An 18,098-nucleotide genomic window follows, 5' to 3' on the forward strand; every position below is an offset into this window, starting at 1 on the left:
CTGCTACTTTGGCTTCATATCCCATCGCCATTTGCGCCGTTCAATAGTTGACGTAGCTTACGTACAAATCGACCGTCGCATAAGTGGAGGCGGCGAGGCTTGAATCGACCGCTGCGATGCGGACCGAGAGTCGGTCGCCGGCTTGAAACGCCGCATTGTCCGTCGGCGCCGCCAGCTTCGGATTGGCGGAAGAGGACGGGCCGGCGATGCCGCTCACCCAGACGGAGCCGTTTTTCAACAGGTCGAACGTGAAAGCGGCGGAAGTTCCGGGCGCGTTGACATGAACGGCATAGCGGACGAGCGATCCGGCTTGCGGCAGCACGTATTCCTGGGACGGGTGGTTTTCCGCTCGCTTCATGACCGTCCCCGCCGAACTGGGCAAGCCTGGAGCATAAAAATGCAGCGTATCGCCCGCTTTGGCCGGACTAACCCAACGGGCGCCGTCCCATACGACCGGCTCCCCGAGATCGGTGTCGAAGTAGGCGTAGCCTTTCTCCGAATTGAACTTTGCCGGAGCCGGCCGCTCCGCCGTCGTTCCTTTGCGCTTCGCCATGGAGACGCTTTCCGATTCATGATGGCTCTTAAGCATCGCATAAAATTCCGGTTCGACCGGCGTGCCCGCATTCGCGAAATAGTCAACAAGCGATTTGGCCAGCTTCGTGCCGAGATGGTTGTACCGCAGCGTGTTGTTCATCTGAATAAAATCGTACCTTGCGAGCAAATCCGGCCGTTCGACGCCGCCCAGGACCGGAGCGTGGATCGTGCAATCGATGAACGAGACGCCGTGCGTCGCACTGAGCGAATACAGCTGCTTGCCATCGTCGACGGCATCGGCCCGTAAGCGGCAACTCGCGAAGACGAGTTTCCCGCGCATCGGACCGCCTTCGTAGGCGTCGATGCAATTGACGGTGCAATCGCTCATGTGGACGTCCGCAACCGCCCCCTTGAAATGGCCGAAAAAGTCGCCGCAGTCGACGATGTTGATTTTCGGATACAGCGCATTGGCGTCATCGTAAGAAGCGGTGCCGAGCGCGTTCAACAAAAAATTGACATGCGTCGTCGATTGCGATGTTTGTGGAGGCACCTTCTCGCCCTGAATATGAGCAAAGCGCATATAACAGTTCGGCGTAACCCGGTCCGCGTCGTAGCCCCCCGGCTTGCCGAGATCGTAGCTGAGCGGGTTCGCGATTTCAAGAATGCGCACCCCCTTCTCCCTGCCGACGACGATGACGTTGCTGAATTCGATCGAGCTCGGGAAAAACAGCCGGGCGTTCGTCGCCGTTATTTTGGAAAAGGAGGCGATCTTCATGATTCGGCATATACCGGTCGGGTTCGGAACGCCGGTATAATCGAAAATGAAGTCGTCTATTTTGATGGATCGGCCGTAGCCGATCGGGTATTTGTAGTCGAAGTTGGCGGGGACGCTGTACAGCGCGACCGCCTCCGCGGTACCGCTCGTCAAGACGAGCCGGCAGCCTGTTAAGCGGATGTTACCGTCCCACTTCGCCCCGTAGTCGTTGCGAAAATCGATGAAGCGCGTGCCGAACCGCCTCGTATTCTCGATGAACAGATCGCCGCCCCCGGTCAGCGTAAAGCCTTTGTAACCAATCTCGGAATCTTTCACGTACAGGTTCCAGCAGTGGAAATGGACGTCGACCCGGTTCAGCCGGCACCCTTCGATGCGGAAATTTTTAAACAAATTGGTGCCGAACACGCCCCAATGCACGTCGCTGCCTTCCGCCGTGACGTTGCGGAACGTGGCGTTCAGCACGCGCGAACCGCCGATGCCGTACGTGCCGGCCGGCACGTCTCGGTCCGTTCCTACGCGGTCCTGCTCCCAAGGGATGAGCCGCACGTTATCGAGCGTCACGTCGAACACGTTGCTGAAGAAATAAAACCCTTGCCGCGGATCAAGCGATACGTCGCTTGCCCCCGGTTCCAGGCCGACCCATTGGTTGCGGATCACAGTACGGCTCCGCCGCACCAGAATGCCATTGTGCAAATAAGCACCGCCCGCGCCCGGGCTTGTCCCCGACAAATAGAACGTTCCGCCGTCGATGATCAGGTAATTGTCGTCACACGGATAAGCGACCAAGGACGTGTAATCTTTAAATGTCCAGGCGATGTCTCCGATAAGGCGGCCGTGCTCTTCGACGTAAAAAAACTCCTCGCGATCCCAGCCGTTATGGTCATATCCGTAGCGGACGCCGATTTTATCGTTGCGGTCGACAACGAACACGAGGCAGTTTTTATACGGCGCCAGCTCGGAGATCAGTGTCGTTCCCGGCTTCAGCTTGGAGAGCATCGAAGCTTTCGCGGCGGCATCCAGGACGATCGCCGTTTCGCTTGTGCGGCTTGTAACCCGGAAACGGGGATTCGTTCGCGTATTGAAGCTTTCGTCGATATGGAATTTGGTGTGGCCCCAGTCCACGTTTGTCTTGATCGCGATTTCATTCGTCGCCTTGATCCAATACTCGCCGCTACGGTTGACGATCGATAGTCCCTTCTCGTTGGCATAGGCGTGCGCTTTCTTGATCTGCACCCCATCGTCGTTCGTACCGTCGCAGACCGCCCCGAACTGCTTGTACCGGATGCTGTCCCCCGGTAGCAAGAGGGCTTGCAGCCCGTTCGCCAGCGCGATGACGCCGCCGCCGTCCTCCGGCAGCGCGCTGGCGCCGATCGTGTAGTTCGCCCCGCCCCCGTCGCCCGGCTCATAATAGCCGGCCGTGCTCGCCAGGAGTCCGTCCGTCAAGCTCGTATCGGCCTGCATCGCCGCCACCGATTCGTACAGCAGATGCAGTACCCCTCCGCTGAGCGCTTGACCCGGAGGATAGCCGGGGCCGCCCCCGTTTGGGCCGTATGTGGCGCCGGCCACGCTAGCTCCTGTGCCGTAGACGCTGCCCGTAACGGACGACGACTGGGCGGCGATACTTTGAAAGGACAAGACGGACTGCGCAGCCAAGGCGGCACCGGCGATTCCGAAAGCCGACAGCAGCTGGCGCCGGGTGACGCCGGCCGGGGCATGGTTGTCATGCCGGTTTTGCTCGTTCATTATAAAATACCTCCCTCATCCATAAAAATGGGATCTATGTTGGATATCATGATGAACGATCGGAAAAGACAGCGAACGATCATAGTGCAACGTGGAAGGTAGGATGTATGAAGCTCGATCCCGCCGGAATCGGAACGCTTGATCCGCGCGTTATCTCTATGCCTCCATGAATATATTATTGCATATAAATGGTAGCGCTTCCATATATAACGCTACACAACCTCTGTCTTAAATACGACAAAAAATGGGAAAGCAAAATATGAGGCAAAATTGAAGCTGCTCTTCCGAAAAATATGAAACGGCGAAATGCAAAAGGCCATTTGCGCGTGCTTCACCCGTAAGGGATCATAATCAACCATAGGTTGCTTGTGCTCGCGTCAAATGGCAATAGTTCGCATAAAATTTTTAGCTTCGGTATAACAGAAACCATCTGCCTGGACAATTTTCGATTAACCGAAGAATATTTGAACAACGTTATTTCGTTTTCCCAAAATAATTTTATATGCTGGAGGTTTAGCACCGGGTTAACGTCCTTGAGCGATATTCCCAACGCAGACGGATCCGCCTTCGCTCCACGGTAAAATCGCCGCCTACCTTGTGTTGTCTATTCGCTGCCGTACAACTGGCCGCAGGCCGCTTGAATGTCAGACCCTTAAATTCTCTTCTAATGTATGGATCGCTTCTTCGACGGTTTTATTTGTACCAACGGTATAGTATCCACTTCCCACGCTCCCCATGTTGTTATCTGCTTTTCACTAAGAGCTCCATGGCTTCTTTGACTACCTGGCTTGTATCTTTTCCTGCCTCTTTTTGCTCTAGAATACATTGCTCCAAGTTGACAGCTACAATATACGCAATGGCTTTATCGGCCGCGCTGCGAATGGCGGAGAGCTGACTTACAACATCCTTGCAGTTCTTGCCCTCCTCCATCATGTTAAGAACACCTCGAACTTGGCCTTCCATTCGTTTCAATCTTCTTTTCACATCATCATCATATATCATTTACATTCACCCTTCCTTTTTCTTATACATGTATGGGTATATTATAGCCTTGAATATTCGCAGCTAACAATAAGGAGTGAATTATTGTTTGGCCTTAAATAAACAAGTTTACTTTCCCTTCAGAAGCATCCCCAAAGTAAGCAGCAACTCCGGCATATTCGATTCCATCGAGCAGCTCCTCTTTTTGCAAACCCAAAAGGTCCATGGTCATAGTACAAGCCACAAGTTTAACTCCTTGTTCCTGCGCAAGCTCGATCAATTGAGGCAAGCTCAGCGCATTATGCTTCTTCATTACGTGCTTAATCATCTGTGGGCCCATTCCGGCAAAGTTCATCTTCGACAGACCAAGCTTATTGGCACCACGCGGCATCATTTTGCCGAACATTCTTTCCAGGAAGCCCTTCTTTACAGCAATCGGTTCGTCTTTTCTAAGAGCATTCAAGCCCCAGAAGGTAAAAAAGATCGTCACCTCATGATCATAGGCGGCAGCCCCGTTCGCGATAATAAAGGCGGCGATTGCCTTATCCAATTCTCCGCTAAAAAGTACAATCGTAGATTTTTCTTTCTGTGTCACGTAACATCTCTCCATTGTTTTATTTTTGATTTATATACATATACTTGTATAGGTATCGTTTATTTGAAAAATAAAAGGACATTAACGTCCTGTATTGTCGATCCATACAAAGCTAGATAAATCAGCTCTTTCTTCCTTACGTGCGGCAATCTATCTATATAAATGTTGATGGCACCGACATAGGAAAAGGCCCCCTATCAATGCAGGAAAATTAACTATTGGGAAGCATTTCTAAAAAAAGAATGACACTTTGATGTCATTCCTTTTTCCCTATTAGGCCTTTTTAATCCAAAATTTAAATACTCCATCTTCTTCAGTATCTTGGACTAATTCATGTCCCGTACTTTTAACCCATGCGGCCAAATCATTTTTAGCCCCTTTATCTGTGGCATGTACTTCCAAAACCTGCCCCGATTCCAATTCGTCAATTGTCTTTTTTGTCCTTACAATGGGCATAGGACAAGCCAACCCTTTGGCATCCAATACTTTATTACTGTTCATTTTGATTTCCTCCTTATTTATCATGAACGGCACAGCGGTTCGGACCAATTTCCATCTCACGCTGCTCCTCTTCATTCGGGTTGATTTTACCCATATTGGTTTGACGGATTTCTTGATACGCATTAGGCTGAGGAGGCAGGTTTTCCGTAACGGTCTTACGGAACTCTCCCTCATCTTGCATGTTTAAGCCTGGGTTATTTCTGTAAAGATCACCTAGACGACCGGATACAAGTCCGCCTGCTCCAAGCTCCGTTACTTTACCGAAATGGGCAGGGAGAACGATGAGATCGTCAGATAAATTCTTATAACGGCTGTAAAGCGTCTCACGAAGATCACCGATCCAATCCTGAGCAAGGCCTGCCAGGTCCGGGCGTCCAATCGATTCCACAAATAAAATATCTCCGGAAAGCAGGTACTTGTTATCAACGATGAAAGACGTAGAACCAATCGTATGGCCTGGAGAATAGATAGGCTGAACTACGATTGCTTCATTGCCCACATAAATATTGTTTCCCTCTTCCAATGGTGTATAGCTAAACGTAACTTCATTCGCATCCTTAGGAGGCAAATGATAGGTTGCTCCGTATTTCTCTGCCAAAGCACGTCCTCCGGAGATATGGTCGGCATGAAGATGCGTATCGATGGTGTGAATAAGCTTAGCGTTTTTTTCTTTCAGAAAGCTTTCATATTGATCAATCATCCGGTTCGTGTCGATAATCGCTGCTTCTCCATTTGAGAGCAACATATAGGACAAACAGCCTTTGCCGATGCGAACAAATTGATAAAACTCTCCCCCGCCGGACAGGTCGGCTACCTTCACCGGCTCAAGATATTCACTCCATGATTTCATGCCGCCTTCAAGATAAGACACATTGCTTCTCCCTGCTTCCGCAATTTGTTCGGCAACAAATATGGAAGAACCCTCTTTGGCACAAACTACCAGTACATCTTTACCATTCGGAATTTTTTCAAGTGCCGGATCCACTCCATCGATCAGATCAAAGTACGGGATGTTGATGATTTCAACACTTTGTCCTTCGATTTTCCAATCCATAAAATCCGTTTCATTGCGCACATCCAGGATAAATAATTGTTCATTGTTAAGAATTTTTCTTGTCACTTCTTTGGCATTCATTTTTCGAATCATGCTGGTCGTCATCTTGAACTCTCCTATCTCAATATGCTCTTTGCCTGCAGGCATCTTTTTCGAATGATCTAGATTAATCCTTTTCCACTTCGCCTGTCCACTCCCTCATTCCGGGCAGCACATTTTTGACTTTTGTAAAGCCTTTTTCAGCTAAGGTTTGACAAGCCATATCACTACGGCTACCGGTACGGCATACGATGAAATACTCCTCATCGGGGTTCAACTCTTGCATTCGTTGCTCTAGCTCTCCTGCAGGAATGGATTTCGCTCCTGGCAGACGACCGAATGCATACTCTGCCGGTTCACGGACATCCAAAATGTTTATTTTCTCTCCACCAGCCAATTTCGACTTGATCTCATCAAGTGAAGCCGTATGGGGATACTTGGCTTCCGTCTTCACTTCAGACGGGTCAGCCTTACGGATAAAATGACGATACACTTCGCCTTCTTCCTTTAATCCGATATACTGATGCCCTGTGCGCTTGGCCCAGCTTTGAAGATCAGCAACGGAGCCTTTATCTGTTGCTCTTACCTCCAGAACCTCTCCTGTGTTTAACTCTTCCATGGCTTTTTTGGTACGAACCACTGGCATGGGACATGCCAAGCCTTCACATTCCAAAGTTCGATCTGCTTGAAGTGTGCTCATGTTACGCCACCCTTTCTAGGGTATCATTATTTTCGAAATTTCACTTGTCCAGGCCACACGGACATACCACCCGGCATATTGACCACTTTGTAACCCAAAGCCGAGAGATAATCGCAAGCCATCCTGCTGCGGTTCCCGCTGCGACAGACAACAATGGTTTCTTCGTCTTTACTCAGCTCGTTGTGTCTTGCTTCCAACTCGCCCAAAGGGATGTGCTTAGCTTCGGGAATGTGACCGGATTCCCATTCTTCATGCTCCCGAACATCGAGAATTTCGAATTTTTCTCCCCTTTTTTTTCTTTCCGCTACTTCATGAGGCAATTGTTCACGCATGGTATCTCCTCCGTTAGGTTAAAATATCAATCCATATTTTTATGACAGTAGCCATAATAAGAGCGGCCAATATCCATTGAAGAACTTTCGTATTCAGCTTCTTACTAATTTTCGCTCCGATCGGTGAAGCAATTGTACTGGCCACGACCATAACGATGGACGGGATCAGAAGCATATGGCCACCCATCAATTTCCCTACCGTGGATCCGATAGAAGAAATGAAGGTAATAGCGAGCGATGAAGCAATGGCCACACGAGTCGGTATTTTCAAAATGACTAACATGACCGGAACCGTAATAAACGCTCCTGCCGCTCCGACGATTCCGGAAAGAATCCCGATAACGGCAGCCAATATGGCAGCGAGCGGCTTATTAAACTGCAGTTTTTTATAATCAGCATCCTCGTTGGCTTTCTTGGGCAGAAACATCATAATTCCGGCAACGAGCGCAAGGATGGCATAAACAAGATTGATTGCATCATCCGGCAGGAATTTAGACCCGTATCCCCGAAGCTTCCAACAACAATCGCGATACCCATGGATAAAACCAGGGATTTATTAATGTAACCGCCTTTGCGGAAAGCGAACATACCTGCTAATGTTGTGAAAAATACTTGAACTGCGCTGATGGCTGATACCTCTTGAGCCGTGAAGGCTAGAAATCCTAAAGCCGGCGGGATATAGAGCAGCATCGGATACTTGATAATGGACCCGCCGATACCGACCATCCCTGAAATTAAAGAACCGACAAAACCGATTACGAAGAGCGTGATAATCCAACCGATATCCATAGCGACTCCTTTCCTGGGATAGTTTGTTCATTTATTGGTACCCCTAATACCCAACGGGGTATTATTTTAAGTAAAAAAAATTGTTATGGTTTAAGGATGGTTCTTACCAAATTGTTAAGCTGGACCTTTGATTCAAATCCTGTAATTGTCCCCACCTCTTTACCATGTTTAAAAAATTTTAGAGTTGGAATACTCATAACCTGATAGCTTCTGGCTGCCTTCCGATTTAAATCGACGTTTGCCTTTACTATCGTGATCTTATCACCAAATTCGTCATCAAGTTCGTTTAAAACAGGAGATAGCATTAGGCAAGGTCCGTACCACTCGGCATAAAAATTAACAATCTCCAACTTGTTGGGATCTAGAACAACTAGGTTGAAGGTTTGATTACTTACATTTCTAGATGGCCATAATAAAAGCATTCCTTTCATTATTTTCATTAAATACTTATACCCGTATGGGTATGTTGATACTATAACTCATTTTGATTTCTTCGTCAACACTAAGCATTAAGGAGAATATCTTGATTTTTCGTCGCTTATGGTGCGAGTTATGTCCTCATTCACTTCAAGACTTGTAGGGAATGAGTCAAGTTCTTGTCAATTTCGGGAATAGGATCAGGTTCACACAAAATCCGCGATTTACGCGGCAATGAATGAGATAATGTTCTTGTCACCCGACAAATTAAAAAGATGACTCCTGATAAATTCAGAAGTCATCGATTGACACTTAGATCTAAGGTCTTTTTTGATAGATAGTCCATACCGGGCCCTAGTTCGAGTTCAAGGACTGGGCGTACGGCCTTTTCTTACTCGATTGCAATCATCGTTTTATGGCTCGAACCGGTTCAAGTGATTGCTTTTTGAGCATGCAGTCTTTCCCTCAGCTGATCTACATTAATGCCGCGTGTCGCTACATTCTGTTCCGCTGCCATGGCAGCGGCGACACCTGCAGCTTGCCCGATTGCCATGCAGTGGGATTGTACCCGCGTGGAAGCGAGCGCTTCATGAGTTGCCGAGATGCAGCGTCCTGCAACGAGGAGATTTTCCAAATCAACCGGGAGCAAGCACCGGTACGGAATATCATAAGCATCGTCGAGTTCCGTCCAGACGTTCGTATGGTCGTGTGGGCTATGAATGTCGACCGGGAAGCAGCCCTTGGCAATGCTGTCAGCGAATTTGACACCGTGGAGTACATCGTCCTGGGTCAGGACATAATCGCCGATGATCCGTCGCGTCTCGCGTACCCCTACCCGGGAAGCTGCGCTTGACAACGAAGCCCGCTCGAATCCAGGCAAGTATTTGCGGGCAAACGCGACTACCGACATGACTTGCTGACGCAGGTCGATCTCCGCACGAATCAGCTCCTGATTATTCGTTCCGTCGATGCGGTTGACGCGGGTTGCGTTAAAGAGCACATCGCCGTCCCGATAGTCGGAGAACAGGGTCAGCCGTTCGCGGCCAACGTTCAGCTCTCCTCTTTCTTTGGCTTCGGCAACCGCCCGGTTGAAGCCGCTAAGCGCTACCATGCGCCCCGCAAAGTGAGCCGGCAAGTTCGACGGGAGAATAGGATACGTTACCCAGACCAGCTCATCGCGGTGCTCCAGCGTGTAGTCGATGAACTTGTCCAGATCGACATAGCTCATTTTGAAAAGCGAAGACACCGGCTGTGCCAACCCGTCTTGTCTGCGCCCGTACTCATAGCGCGCCCCGGCCGATACCGCGATATCCCCATCGCCGGTCGCATCGATATACTGCTTGGCACGGATGATATCCTTGGACGACTTACTGCGGATGCCGATCCCTTCCACCTTGCCATATTTGGCGTAAACCTCATCCACATACGTATTGAGCAGCAGCTTGACGCCGGCCTCCAGGACGAGCTTGTTCAGAACAAATTTTAATATCTCCGGGTCAAACGGAGTGATATAACCGCCGGTTCCCTGCGTGGAACCCGGCTTGTCGTACGGACACTTGACTGTGCCCGTTGAGCCCTCATATGCAACCAATTCATCCACAACATCCTGAAATACGCCGCGGATAACTTGACGGTCCTGAAAATAATTCGTCATCCATGGACCAACCAAACTGCCGGTCCCGGCTCCTCCAAGAAAGGAGCTAGGCTCAATCAGAACCGTGCTGGCACCGGTGCGAGCCGAGGCGATTGCCGCTGCGATTCCCGCAGGACCTCCGCCGATAACAGCGACTTCATAGTCGAAAACTGAAGCATTCATACTGAATACACCTCCATTAATTTTTAGCCAAAATGTCATCGGCGCGCTTCTTCATATTTCCAACCGCATCCGAGGTGCTTTTTTCACCGATCAGCGCACGTTCGCCTTCCTCATCAACAATTTTCTGAATTTCGGCAAGGTTCTTGAACTGCGTATCGTTGACATACTCTACGTCCGCGAAAGCTACCCGTTTGAACGACTCAACGTCGAACAGTTTTTCGGGATTGTCGCCGAGCACAAGCTTGGCTACTTTTTCTTTGTCTACTTTTTTCCATGCCGGGACGCGTCCGCTGGAAATGAGCGGTTCATTCCCTTCCGTCACGTACCATTTTAGGAATTTCCATGCCGCTTCTTTATTCGCGGAGTTGGCGTTGATCGTGACAAAGTCCAGGTAACCTGTGCCCCCGCCGATGTATTTGCTGTTCGCCGTCATTTTTGGCGTTGGAGCAAACGCAGTGACAAAATCATGCGGGAAGTCCTTCGTATTTTTGATGCTGCGGATGCCTGCCGTACCGTTCCAAACCATCGCGGTTTTACCGGAAAGGAATAGGCTTGTGCCTTGCAGCTTGGACGTTTTGGCTTCTGCGTAAGGAGGCTGCACTTTTAAGTTGCGCTCCATATCGACCATTGTGTCTAAGTACGACTTGAAAACCGGATTGTCGAGATTGCTCGTTTGGGCATCTTTGTAAAACGCGTTTGGACCGAGCTCGGTTTTTACCGTTTTGTCCATCCATTCATAGATTTTCGGCTCCAGGTTGCCCACGAAGGAACCCCATCGCTTATCGTTGCCCTGGCCTTTGGTCAGTTTCACCGCATAATCTTTATATTGGTCCCAGGTCCAGTCCGTAGGAATCGGCAGCTTCGCTTCATCCAAGTAAGATTTATTGATGGAAACAAAATCGTTCAAAATGATCGCCGGGATATAATAGGATTTGTTATTAAACTTTGTAATCGCTTTATCGCCGAAGTTATCCTTAATGTCAAACTGATCTTTGGCAATATACGAATCCAGCGGCTCCACCAAATTGGCGTTGATCCGCTTCACCAGTTTGTCCATTCGGTAGTTTACGTACAAGTCGACTTCGCCGCCTGCTATTAGCGATGTTTCGAGCTTGGTGTTACCGGCTTCGTCATTGACGAACCGAACATATTCGACTTGAATGTCAGGATGAGCTTTATTCCAGTTCTCAACAGCCTGTTTCGGTCCGCTCTCTTCCGGAACCGCTCCCCAAAACTTCAGCTTCACGACTTTGCCTGAAGCCCCAGTACTGCCGGCGTTGTCAGCCGCTGGGTCCGAGCCGCAACCGGCTAGCCCCATTGCCGCGAGACTTGCCGTTAGAACAATACCCATCATACGTTGATGATTCATCATTTTGTTATACCCTGCCTCTCTGTATGTGTAAAATTACCCTTTCACTCCGGAGGATGCCACACCTTGAATAAACCAGCGCTGACCGAATAAAAATACCGCGATGACGGGTAAAATAGAGCTGACTGCGGCAGCCATCATTTGCGGATAGTTTGTGCCGGAATCATCGACAAAATTAGTTAGGCCAAGCGGAACAGTAAACAATTTCTTGCTTGTTATAAAAACAAGCGGATTAACAAACTCATTCCAGTTCCATGTGAAGCTAAGGATGACCAAGGAAACCAGCGCAGGCTTGGACAAAGGGATGAAAATACGCGTCCAGATTTGAAAATGGTTGGCGCCTTCCATTTTTGCCGCCTCGGAGAAATCGCCGGGTATCGTCAAATAAGTTTGGCGAAGCAGGAAAATGCCGATCGCCGTAAAGATTCCTGGCAATATCAAGGCCCAGTGCGAATTATAGATACCGAGATAATTGAATAAAATAAATCTCGGAATGAGCGTCACTTGATCAGGAACCATCATCGTTGCCAAGAAAATGAGAAAAACAAAGTTCTTGCCTTTGAATTCAAAGCGGGCAAAGCCGTAAGCGGTGGCAGAGCTGATCAGTACGGCGCCGATCACCGAAAGCACCGTTACTTTAATTGAATTGAAATAGTAGAGACCGAATGGATGGGACCCGAACCAAATTTCCTTATAGTTATTCCATTGAATCTTGGCGGGTATCCAAATCATCGGATCATGAAATACGTCGATTTGCTTTTTCAACGATGTCGACAGCATCCAGAGAAACGGCAACAGCATCGTAGCCGCCACGGCCGCCAGCAATATTGTCACGAACAGCTTTAGCCCATTGTTTTTGAGCCACGTCATGCTTGTGTCCTCCTTCTAGTAATTCACCCAACGTTTTTGCCCAATCCACTGTACGATCGTGACCAGGAAAATAATCAGCGTCAAGATCCAAGCCATCGCGGACGCATAACCCATTTTGTAAAAGCTAAAGCCGGTCTGGTAAATATAAAAAGTTAATACGGAAGTGGAAGTACCCGGTCCCCCCTGCGTCATCATGAAGATGGCGGCAAATACCTGGAAGGAATGAATGATGCAAGTAATCAGGACAAAAAACGTTGTCGGCGACAAAAGCGGGATCGTCACACTAAAAAATTGTCTGACTTTACCGGCTCCGTCAATGCTGGACGCCTCATACAAATCTTTCGGAATGCTTTGCAGTCCGGCCAAATAAATGACCATGTTATAGCCGATTGCCGCCCATACGCTCATGATGATAATCGCGGCCAAAGCCCATTTCGGATCGGAGAGCCAGCCGGGCGGATGTTCGATGCCGAATCTACGGAGTGCTTGGTTAATCGGCCCTTGACTTGGAGAGTACAAGAGCGCCCATACCAGCGACACGGCAACAATACTCGAGACATACGGCATGAAAATAATCATACGCAGCGGCGTTTTGAAGAATGCGCCATGATTCAGCCCTACGGCGGTCAGCAGTGAAAATATCATAATTAACGGAACGGTCGTTACGGCAAAAATTAAATTGTTTTTAAGACTGTCCGTAAACCATTGATCAGACCACATCTGTGTATAATTATGAAAGCCGGTAAACCGGATGCCTTTGAGTCCCTCCATAAAGTTCCAGTCCGTAAAGGAGATGACTAAGGAAAATATAATCGGAATCACTGTCAATAGCCCGAATCCGATGATTGCTGGCATAATAAACAGCCATCCTGTAAACGCTTCCTTTTTGTACGCGTTCATAAATTGCCCCCTTTCTGCTTACTCGTGCTGTGGTCTTGACGCCTATTATCGTAAACCATGGGGCGGATGGGTTAAACCAACAATCACACGAAAAAAGGATACGAAAATTGGAAAGTTAACCGTTTTCAAATCATCTCATTTGTAAACGGATACAAATCTTTGAAGCCAAGACACGATTCTACGAAAACAAAAAAATCACATAGAACTCTTCACAGCAGTTCAAGTGATTTTTACATGTTCCATAAGTGAAATTATTTGCGGGAAGCCGTGTATTGAATCGGTGTGCAGCCTGTGTATTTTTTGAAAATTTTGGAGAAGTACTTTGGATTGTCCATGCCGACACGCTCCCCTACTTCAAACCAATCCAATTTTCTGCCGCGGAGCAGCTCTTTCGCCTTCTCAACGCGAATTTCCTGAATATATTGGGAGAATGTTTTGCCGACTTCCTTTGTAAACAGATTGCTGAAATAGTTCTCGCTGAGGTTGACAACATGCGCTACGTCCTGTACCCGAATCTGTTCGGCATAATGCATTTTGATATAATCGATGGCCCGCTGTACTTCGGGCCGATGATAAGCGTTTTTTTTAAACACAACCAGCATTTCCCTAGCGAGCTGATGCAGATGGTAGCACCAAGTGCGAAGCTCGAGGTAGGTTCCGCGGGTGTTCACATGCTCAAACATGGATTCCGACAGCATGCTGGCCGGAACTTGTCCGCCCCAATCCTTGAGGAGCAGAATGACAGACGATACCCATGCGTGAACCGCATCAACGACTTCGGTGACATTTACATCCTCTGTTACGGTTGCAGGAAAAAGCGTCTGAAACGCTTTCTCGGCCGCTTCATCGTCATGCCCTTCCAAACAAATCAAATACTTTTTGAAATCTCCCATTTCCATAAACTGCGAGTGCCGATCGGAAAATGCGGATTGTTCCGAATCATACGCATACACGCCATAGCCTCGGTAAAATACGAGTCGGAGCGCAGCTTGCGCCTCTCGGTACGCTTCCATCCGTTCTCCCGCTAGATGAAAAGCCTGGCTGACACCGCAGCTAAAGGTGTCGCCGCATGCATGCCGCATGGCCGTCATGCGTTCGAGAAGCACGCAAGTGATTTCAAAATCCGAAGAAGCATCTTTCGGCATGCGAAAGAAAAGAGTCCATCCGGAGGAGCTTTCATATATAAACATACAATCGATAGCTTCGACCTGTTCTTTGAACGCTTCCAGCTGTACATGCAGCTCGTTGTACTTGATGCTTGTCCCTGCATGACCTTGGTTTCCTTCCAGTACAACGACGGCATACCTGCTCCCGGATTTTATCGCTCCATCATACACGTCATTCGGCGTCCCCTGCAGCCAATCAAGCCAATCTTCCCGCATCACCTTCCACGGCGATTCCGCATCGGCTTTTTCGGCCGTCATGGCGGATTCCTTCGGTACGAGTGCCTCTTTGATTTTGAGCACCGATTGGAGCAGCTCGTCTGGATCCATGCGAAATTTATTCATATAGTCCACGGCACCCAGCTTCAACGCTTCTCGAACGGTTGGGAAATCCTCCAGTACGCTCAGAATGACAAACCGAATATGCGGAAATTGTTCTCGCACTTCTTTCATCATTTGCAAGCCGTCCATATGAGGCATCCGAATATCTGTCAAAACCAACTCCGGCTGTACGGTGCGGATTAGCTCCAGACCGCTTCGGCCATCCGCCGCTTCGCCGGCAATTTCAATTTCGTGGCTTTCCCAGTCTACACTGGAGATGACGCCCTTGCGCACAAGAACTTCATCATCAATTACGACCATCTTCACCTTCATGGCCCCCCTTCTCGCGGTATGGCAGCGTAATCGTGACGCGGGTCAGCTGCTCTTTCGAGTCTCTTTCGATCTTCAGTCCATAAGGCCCCTCATACATCAGCTTGATTCGCTTATTCACATTGGCAAGGCCGATGCTGGGACCGATTTGTTCCTGCGCTAACTGCGCTTGCAGTTCCTCCAGCCGCTCTTCGGTCAGCCCGCTGCCGGTATCCTCAACGATCAGTAGAAGCAGACCTTCCTTACGATAAGCGCGGATATGCATTTCTCCGCTTTTTTCCATAAATAGCCCATGCTGATATACGTTTTCCACAAGCGGCTGCAGCGATAATTTGGGCACGAGCGCGTCCAGGCAGCTCTTGTCAATGTCGTAATGAACTTGAATCGTGTCGCCGAATCTGTATTTTTGAATCGTAAGGAAATACTGCACATTCTCCATCTCGTCGCGCAGCGGGATAACCTCTTGTCCCCGGTGAATGCTCGTATTCAGCAAATGACCGAGCGCCATCAGCATCTCCGTAATCTGTTTGTTCCCGGACATGAGGGACATCCATTTGATGGTGTTCATCGTATTGTACAGAAAATGCGGGGTAATTTGCGCCTGCAGCGCCTCCAGTTTTGCTTGTTCCTTCTTTTTCTCCAAAATAATTTCATTCTGAATCCGGCCCCGCAAATCGGACAGCATACTGTTGAAGCTTTGCCCCAAAAATCCGATTTCATCGCGCGTCTTAACCGTATAGACGACGTCGAGTGCGCCGCTTTCGACCTTCTTCATGACCCTTCTAAGCTCGCTTAGCGGTTTGATCAGCATGGAGGTCAGGCCGATAATCAAGCCTGCGAACAGCGCTAAGCAGACAATGAGAATCACAATCGCGATATTTCGGTTATGAAGAACTGTTTTTAACATATCCCGGTAAGGAACAACCTGCACGACACGCCAGCCCGTGACCGGAACTACGTAACTCCCTACGATAAACTTAGTATCGCCGATACGTGTCTGAAATGTGTCTCCGTTGCTGTCAAGAAGCGGCTGAATCGATTTGTATATATTCTCCGATTGGGCAGCGTCATCGCTTAATATGGCCCCGTCCCGATCAACAATAAACCCCAGACTCGACGAATAGGCCGCATCGGGATTCAATATGTCCAAATATGGCGTAACCGGCTCACTGATTGCGAGCATTCCAAGATTGTCGATGAGATTATCTGCCTTGACAAGCATGGATAACGTCATCAGCTTGGCGCTTGACGGGGAGACAAAGTTATCCTGCTGCAGCGTCCAAACCATGAAGCCGTTCTTTTCGACCGTTTTGGCATACCAAGGCGCCTGCCGGATCGCCTCTTTCGTCGTGACAAAGCTGCTCCAATTCGTATATAAACTGCCCGAATTATCCATCAGGGTCAAGTAGACGGAGTCCGATGCGATCGAGGTCGTAACCTCCAAATATTTCTTATCCATGAAGTGGGACAACCCCAGCTTTGCTTTGTCCGTTGCCGGCGGCGAAACGAGCATTTCCCTCAGCCGTTCGTCCAGCACAATCGCCCGGGAGATGTTGGAGAGCTCATTCAAGCGGCGTTCGATGTTCCGGTTAACCTGCTGCAGCCGATCGGACGTCATTTTGGCGATTTGCGAAGTCATCTCCTGCTCAAAGCTCTGGTAGACGTAGATGCCAACCCCGGTAATCGGCACCAGAATAAACAGAATAAACGCTGTAATCAGTTTGGTTCGTAGACTGACAAAGCCGAAATAGGATTGCCATTTTCGCTGAAATGCCTTCAATCCTTGCCGCCACCTCTTTTACTGCACATATACGTTTCAATTGATACTTACTCTAACATAGTTCAATGCAAAACAAAAAAAGACCGTTAAGCTTCCGAGTGGAAAAGTCCCGATCGATGCAACACGCGGAGATGTAGCAGATTCCTGCCGCAGAAGATGACGGCGAAGATGATATGCTTCTGAATATACCAGTCAATTTTTGTTTAGAAATTGTTCAACGAGAGTGTCCATTCCGTAGTATTTTCTAGACATATGTATAAAATACGTGTTTTTTTGTGCAATAGTATATTAAAGCATTAGACATCCCCTTCTCTTGCAGGGTCATCCGGTTCCGCCAGTCGTCAGGGTTATGCACCTCACAGTGAACGGGAGACTTTCACTCCCTAGTCGAATGCGCTGCCAAGCACACAAGAGGGCGGCCACAAATGAACTTAAGTGCGGCCGGCGCGTCTCGGCCCGGAGGATGACGATGCTGGCTAGCAGCCTTTCGTTCAAGCTTCATCGCTCCCCGATCAATCCAAAGCCTCAAAATCGATCTCCTGGAAATGTAGCACTTCTTTCTCCCATACCTGCTTCACGTAATCCATATGGGCAGGATGCTCGTTGTACGCTAGATAAGCCCCCCTGTCGGCGAACACCATCGAAAATCCGAAATGGTAATCGGTTTTCACGCTCACTTGGCGAAACACTTCGAACTGTTGCACCTGCGGTATAGCGGACAAAATCTCCGCGCTTTTATCCAGAAACGCCCTGGTCTCAGCCGTATCGAGTTCGTATTTCAACGTAAATACGACCATATGCTTAACAGGCTTGGTCATCGTACACACCTCCCGGAATCAATTGGAATATCGTTTCAATCCATTACTATTATACCCGATGTCGCGGCGATGCCAAAGCTATTGTTCATCGTTGGCCTTTACTTCGACATTTTCATTTCTTTGCCATAACGTGTGATTCTTCCGATTTTTTTTGGAATTATTGAATATGGAGGTGTAAAAATGGCCGCCTCTTCCGCTTGCGAGTCGAACCACAGGTTGGGCGTAATCTTTTGTATTTTGTTTTGCGTCCTTCACCCTCTTAACTTGCCTT

Annotated in this window: 15 protein-coding genes and 1 pseudogene; all 16 read right to left on the reverse strand. The window is 48.8% G+C overall.

Going from position 1 to position 18,098, the window contains the following annotated elements; genetic code table 11:
- Positions 1-40 precede the first annotated feature (40 nt).
- Entirely contained in the window at positions 41-3,052 is a 3,012-nt protein-coding gene (locus ACFQI7_RS30010) for a hypothetical protein (protein ID WP_218098909.1), read from the reverse strand.
- Positions 3,053-3,793: 741 nt separating this feature from the next.
- Positions 3,794-4,054 carry a metal-sensitive transcriptional regulator gene (locus ACFQI7_RS30015; RefSeq protein ID WP_218098910.1) on the reverse strand — a complete coding sequence of 87 codons (261 nt, stop codon included), beginning with the start codon at positions 4,052-4,054 and terminating at the stop codon, positions 3,794-3,796.
- Positions 4,055-4,148: 94 nt separating this feature from the next.
- Positions 4,149-4,628, reverse strand: coding sequence for a DsrE/DsrF/DrsH-like family protein (locus tag ACFQI7_RS30020; protein ID WP_377518091.1), 480 nt, complete (start codon positions 4,626-4,628; stop codon positions 4,149-4,151).
- A gap of 273 nt (positions 4,629-4,901) precedes the next feature.
- Entirely contained in the window at positions 4,902-5,129 is a 228-nt protein-coding gene (locus tag ACFQI7_RS30025) for a sulfurtransferase TusA family protein (RefSeq protein ID WP_218098912.1), read from the reverse strand.
- A 13-nt stretch (positions 5,130-5,142) separates the two neighbouring features.
- Positions 5,143-6,288 (reverse strand): MBL fold metallo-hydrolase, encoded by a 1,146-nt coding sequence (locus ACFQI7_RS30030; RefSeq protein WP_218098913.1) that lies wholly within the window; start codon positions 6,286-6,288, stop codon positions 5,143-5,145.
- A gap of 61 nt (positions 6,289-6,349) precedes the next feature.
- Positions 6,350-6,922: a sulfurtransferase TusA family protein gene (locus tag ACFQI7_RS30035; RefSeq protein WP_218098914.1), complete on the reverse strand. Its 573-nt coding sequence runs from the start codon at positions 6,920-6,922 to the stop codon at positions 6,350-6,352.
- Positions 6,923-6,948: 26 nt separating this feature from the next.
- The gene (locus tag ACFQI7_RS30040; protein ID WP_218098915.1) at positions 6,949-7,254 is read right to left on the reverse strand and encodes a rhodanese-like domain-containing protein; all 306 of its coding nucleotides are present in this window, start codon (positions 7,252-7,254) and stop codon (positions 6,949-6,951) included.
- A gap of 13 nt (positions 7,255-7,267) precedes the next feature.
- Positions 7,268-8,043: pseudogene (locus ACFQI7_RS30045) on the reverse strand (sulfite exporter TauE/SafE family protein).
- 83 nt (positions 8,044-8,126) lie between these two features.
- Entirely contained in the window at positions 8,127-8,483 is a 357-nt protein-coding gene (locus ACFQI7_RS30050) for a thioredoxin family protein (protein ID WP_230414918.1), read from the reverse strand.
- Positions 8,484-8,890: 407 nt separating this feature from the next.
- Positions 8,891-10,276: an FAD-dependent oxidoreductase gene (locus ACFQI7_RS30055; RefSeq protein WP_218098916.1), complete on the reverse strand. Its 1,386-nt coding sequence runs from the start codon at positions 10,274-10,276 to the stop codon at positions 8,891-8,893.
- A 16-nt stretch (positions 10,277-10,292) separates the two neighbouring features.
- Positions 10,293-11,648: an extracellular solute-binding protein gene (locus ACFQI7_RS30060; protein WP_218098917.1), complete on the reverse strand. Its 1,356-nt coding sequence runs from the start codon at positions 11,646-11,648 to the stop codon at positions 10,293-10,295.
- Positions 11,649-11,681: 33 nt separating this feature from the next.
- Complete coding sequence (locus tag ACFQI7_RS30065; protein ID WP_218098918.1) at positions 11,682-12,515, reverse strand: carbohydrate ABC transporter permease; 834 nt, start codon at positions 12,513-12,515, stop codon at positions 11,682-11,684.
- Between the two features lie 15 nt (positions 12,516-12,530).
- Complete coding sequence (locus ACFQI7_RS30070) at positions 12,531-13,415, reverse strand: carbohydrate ABC transporter permease (RefSeq protein ID WP_218098919.1); 885 nt, start codon at positions 13,413-13,415, stop codon at positions 12,531-12,533.
- A 251-nt stretch (positions 13,416-13,666) separates the two neighbouring features.
- Entirely contained in the window at positions 13,667-15,220 is a 1,554-nt protein-coding gene (locus ACFQI7_RS30075; protein ID WP_230414931.1) for a response regulator transcription factor, read from the reverse strand.
- Positions 15,207-17,009, reverse strand: coding sequence for a sensor histidine kinase (locus tag ACFQI7_RS30080; RefSeq protein WP_218098921.1), 1,803 nt, complete (start codon positions 17,007-17,009; stop codon positions 15,207-15,209). The genes ACFQI7_RS30075 and ACFQI7_RS30080 overlap by 14 nt, the downstream gene beginning before the upstream one ends.
- Positions 17,010-17,521: 512 nt before the next feature.
- Positions 17,522-17,827, reverse strand: coding sequence for a Dabb family protein (locus ACFQI7_RS30085; RefSeq protein ID WP_218098922.1), 306 nt, complete (start codon positions 17,825-17,827; stop codon positions 17,522-17,524).
- Positions 17,828-18,098: the final 271 nt, after the last annotated feature.

It is taken from the genome of Paenibacillus allorhizosphaerae, from assembly GCF_042659105.1.
Taxonomy (GTDB): Bacteria; Bacillota; Bacilli; order Paenibacillales; family NBRC-103111; genus Paenibacillus_G; species Paenibacillus_G allorhizosphaerae.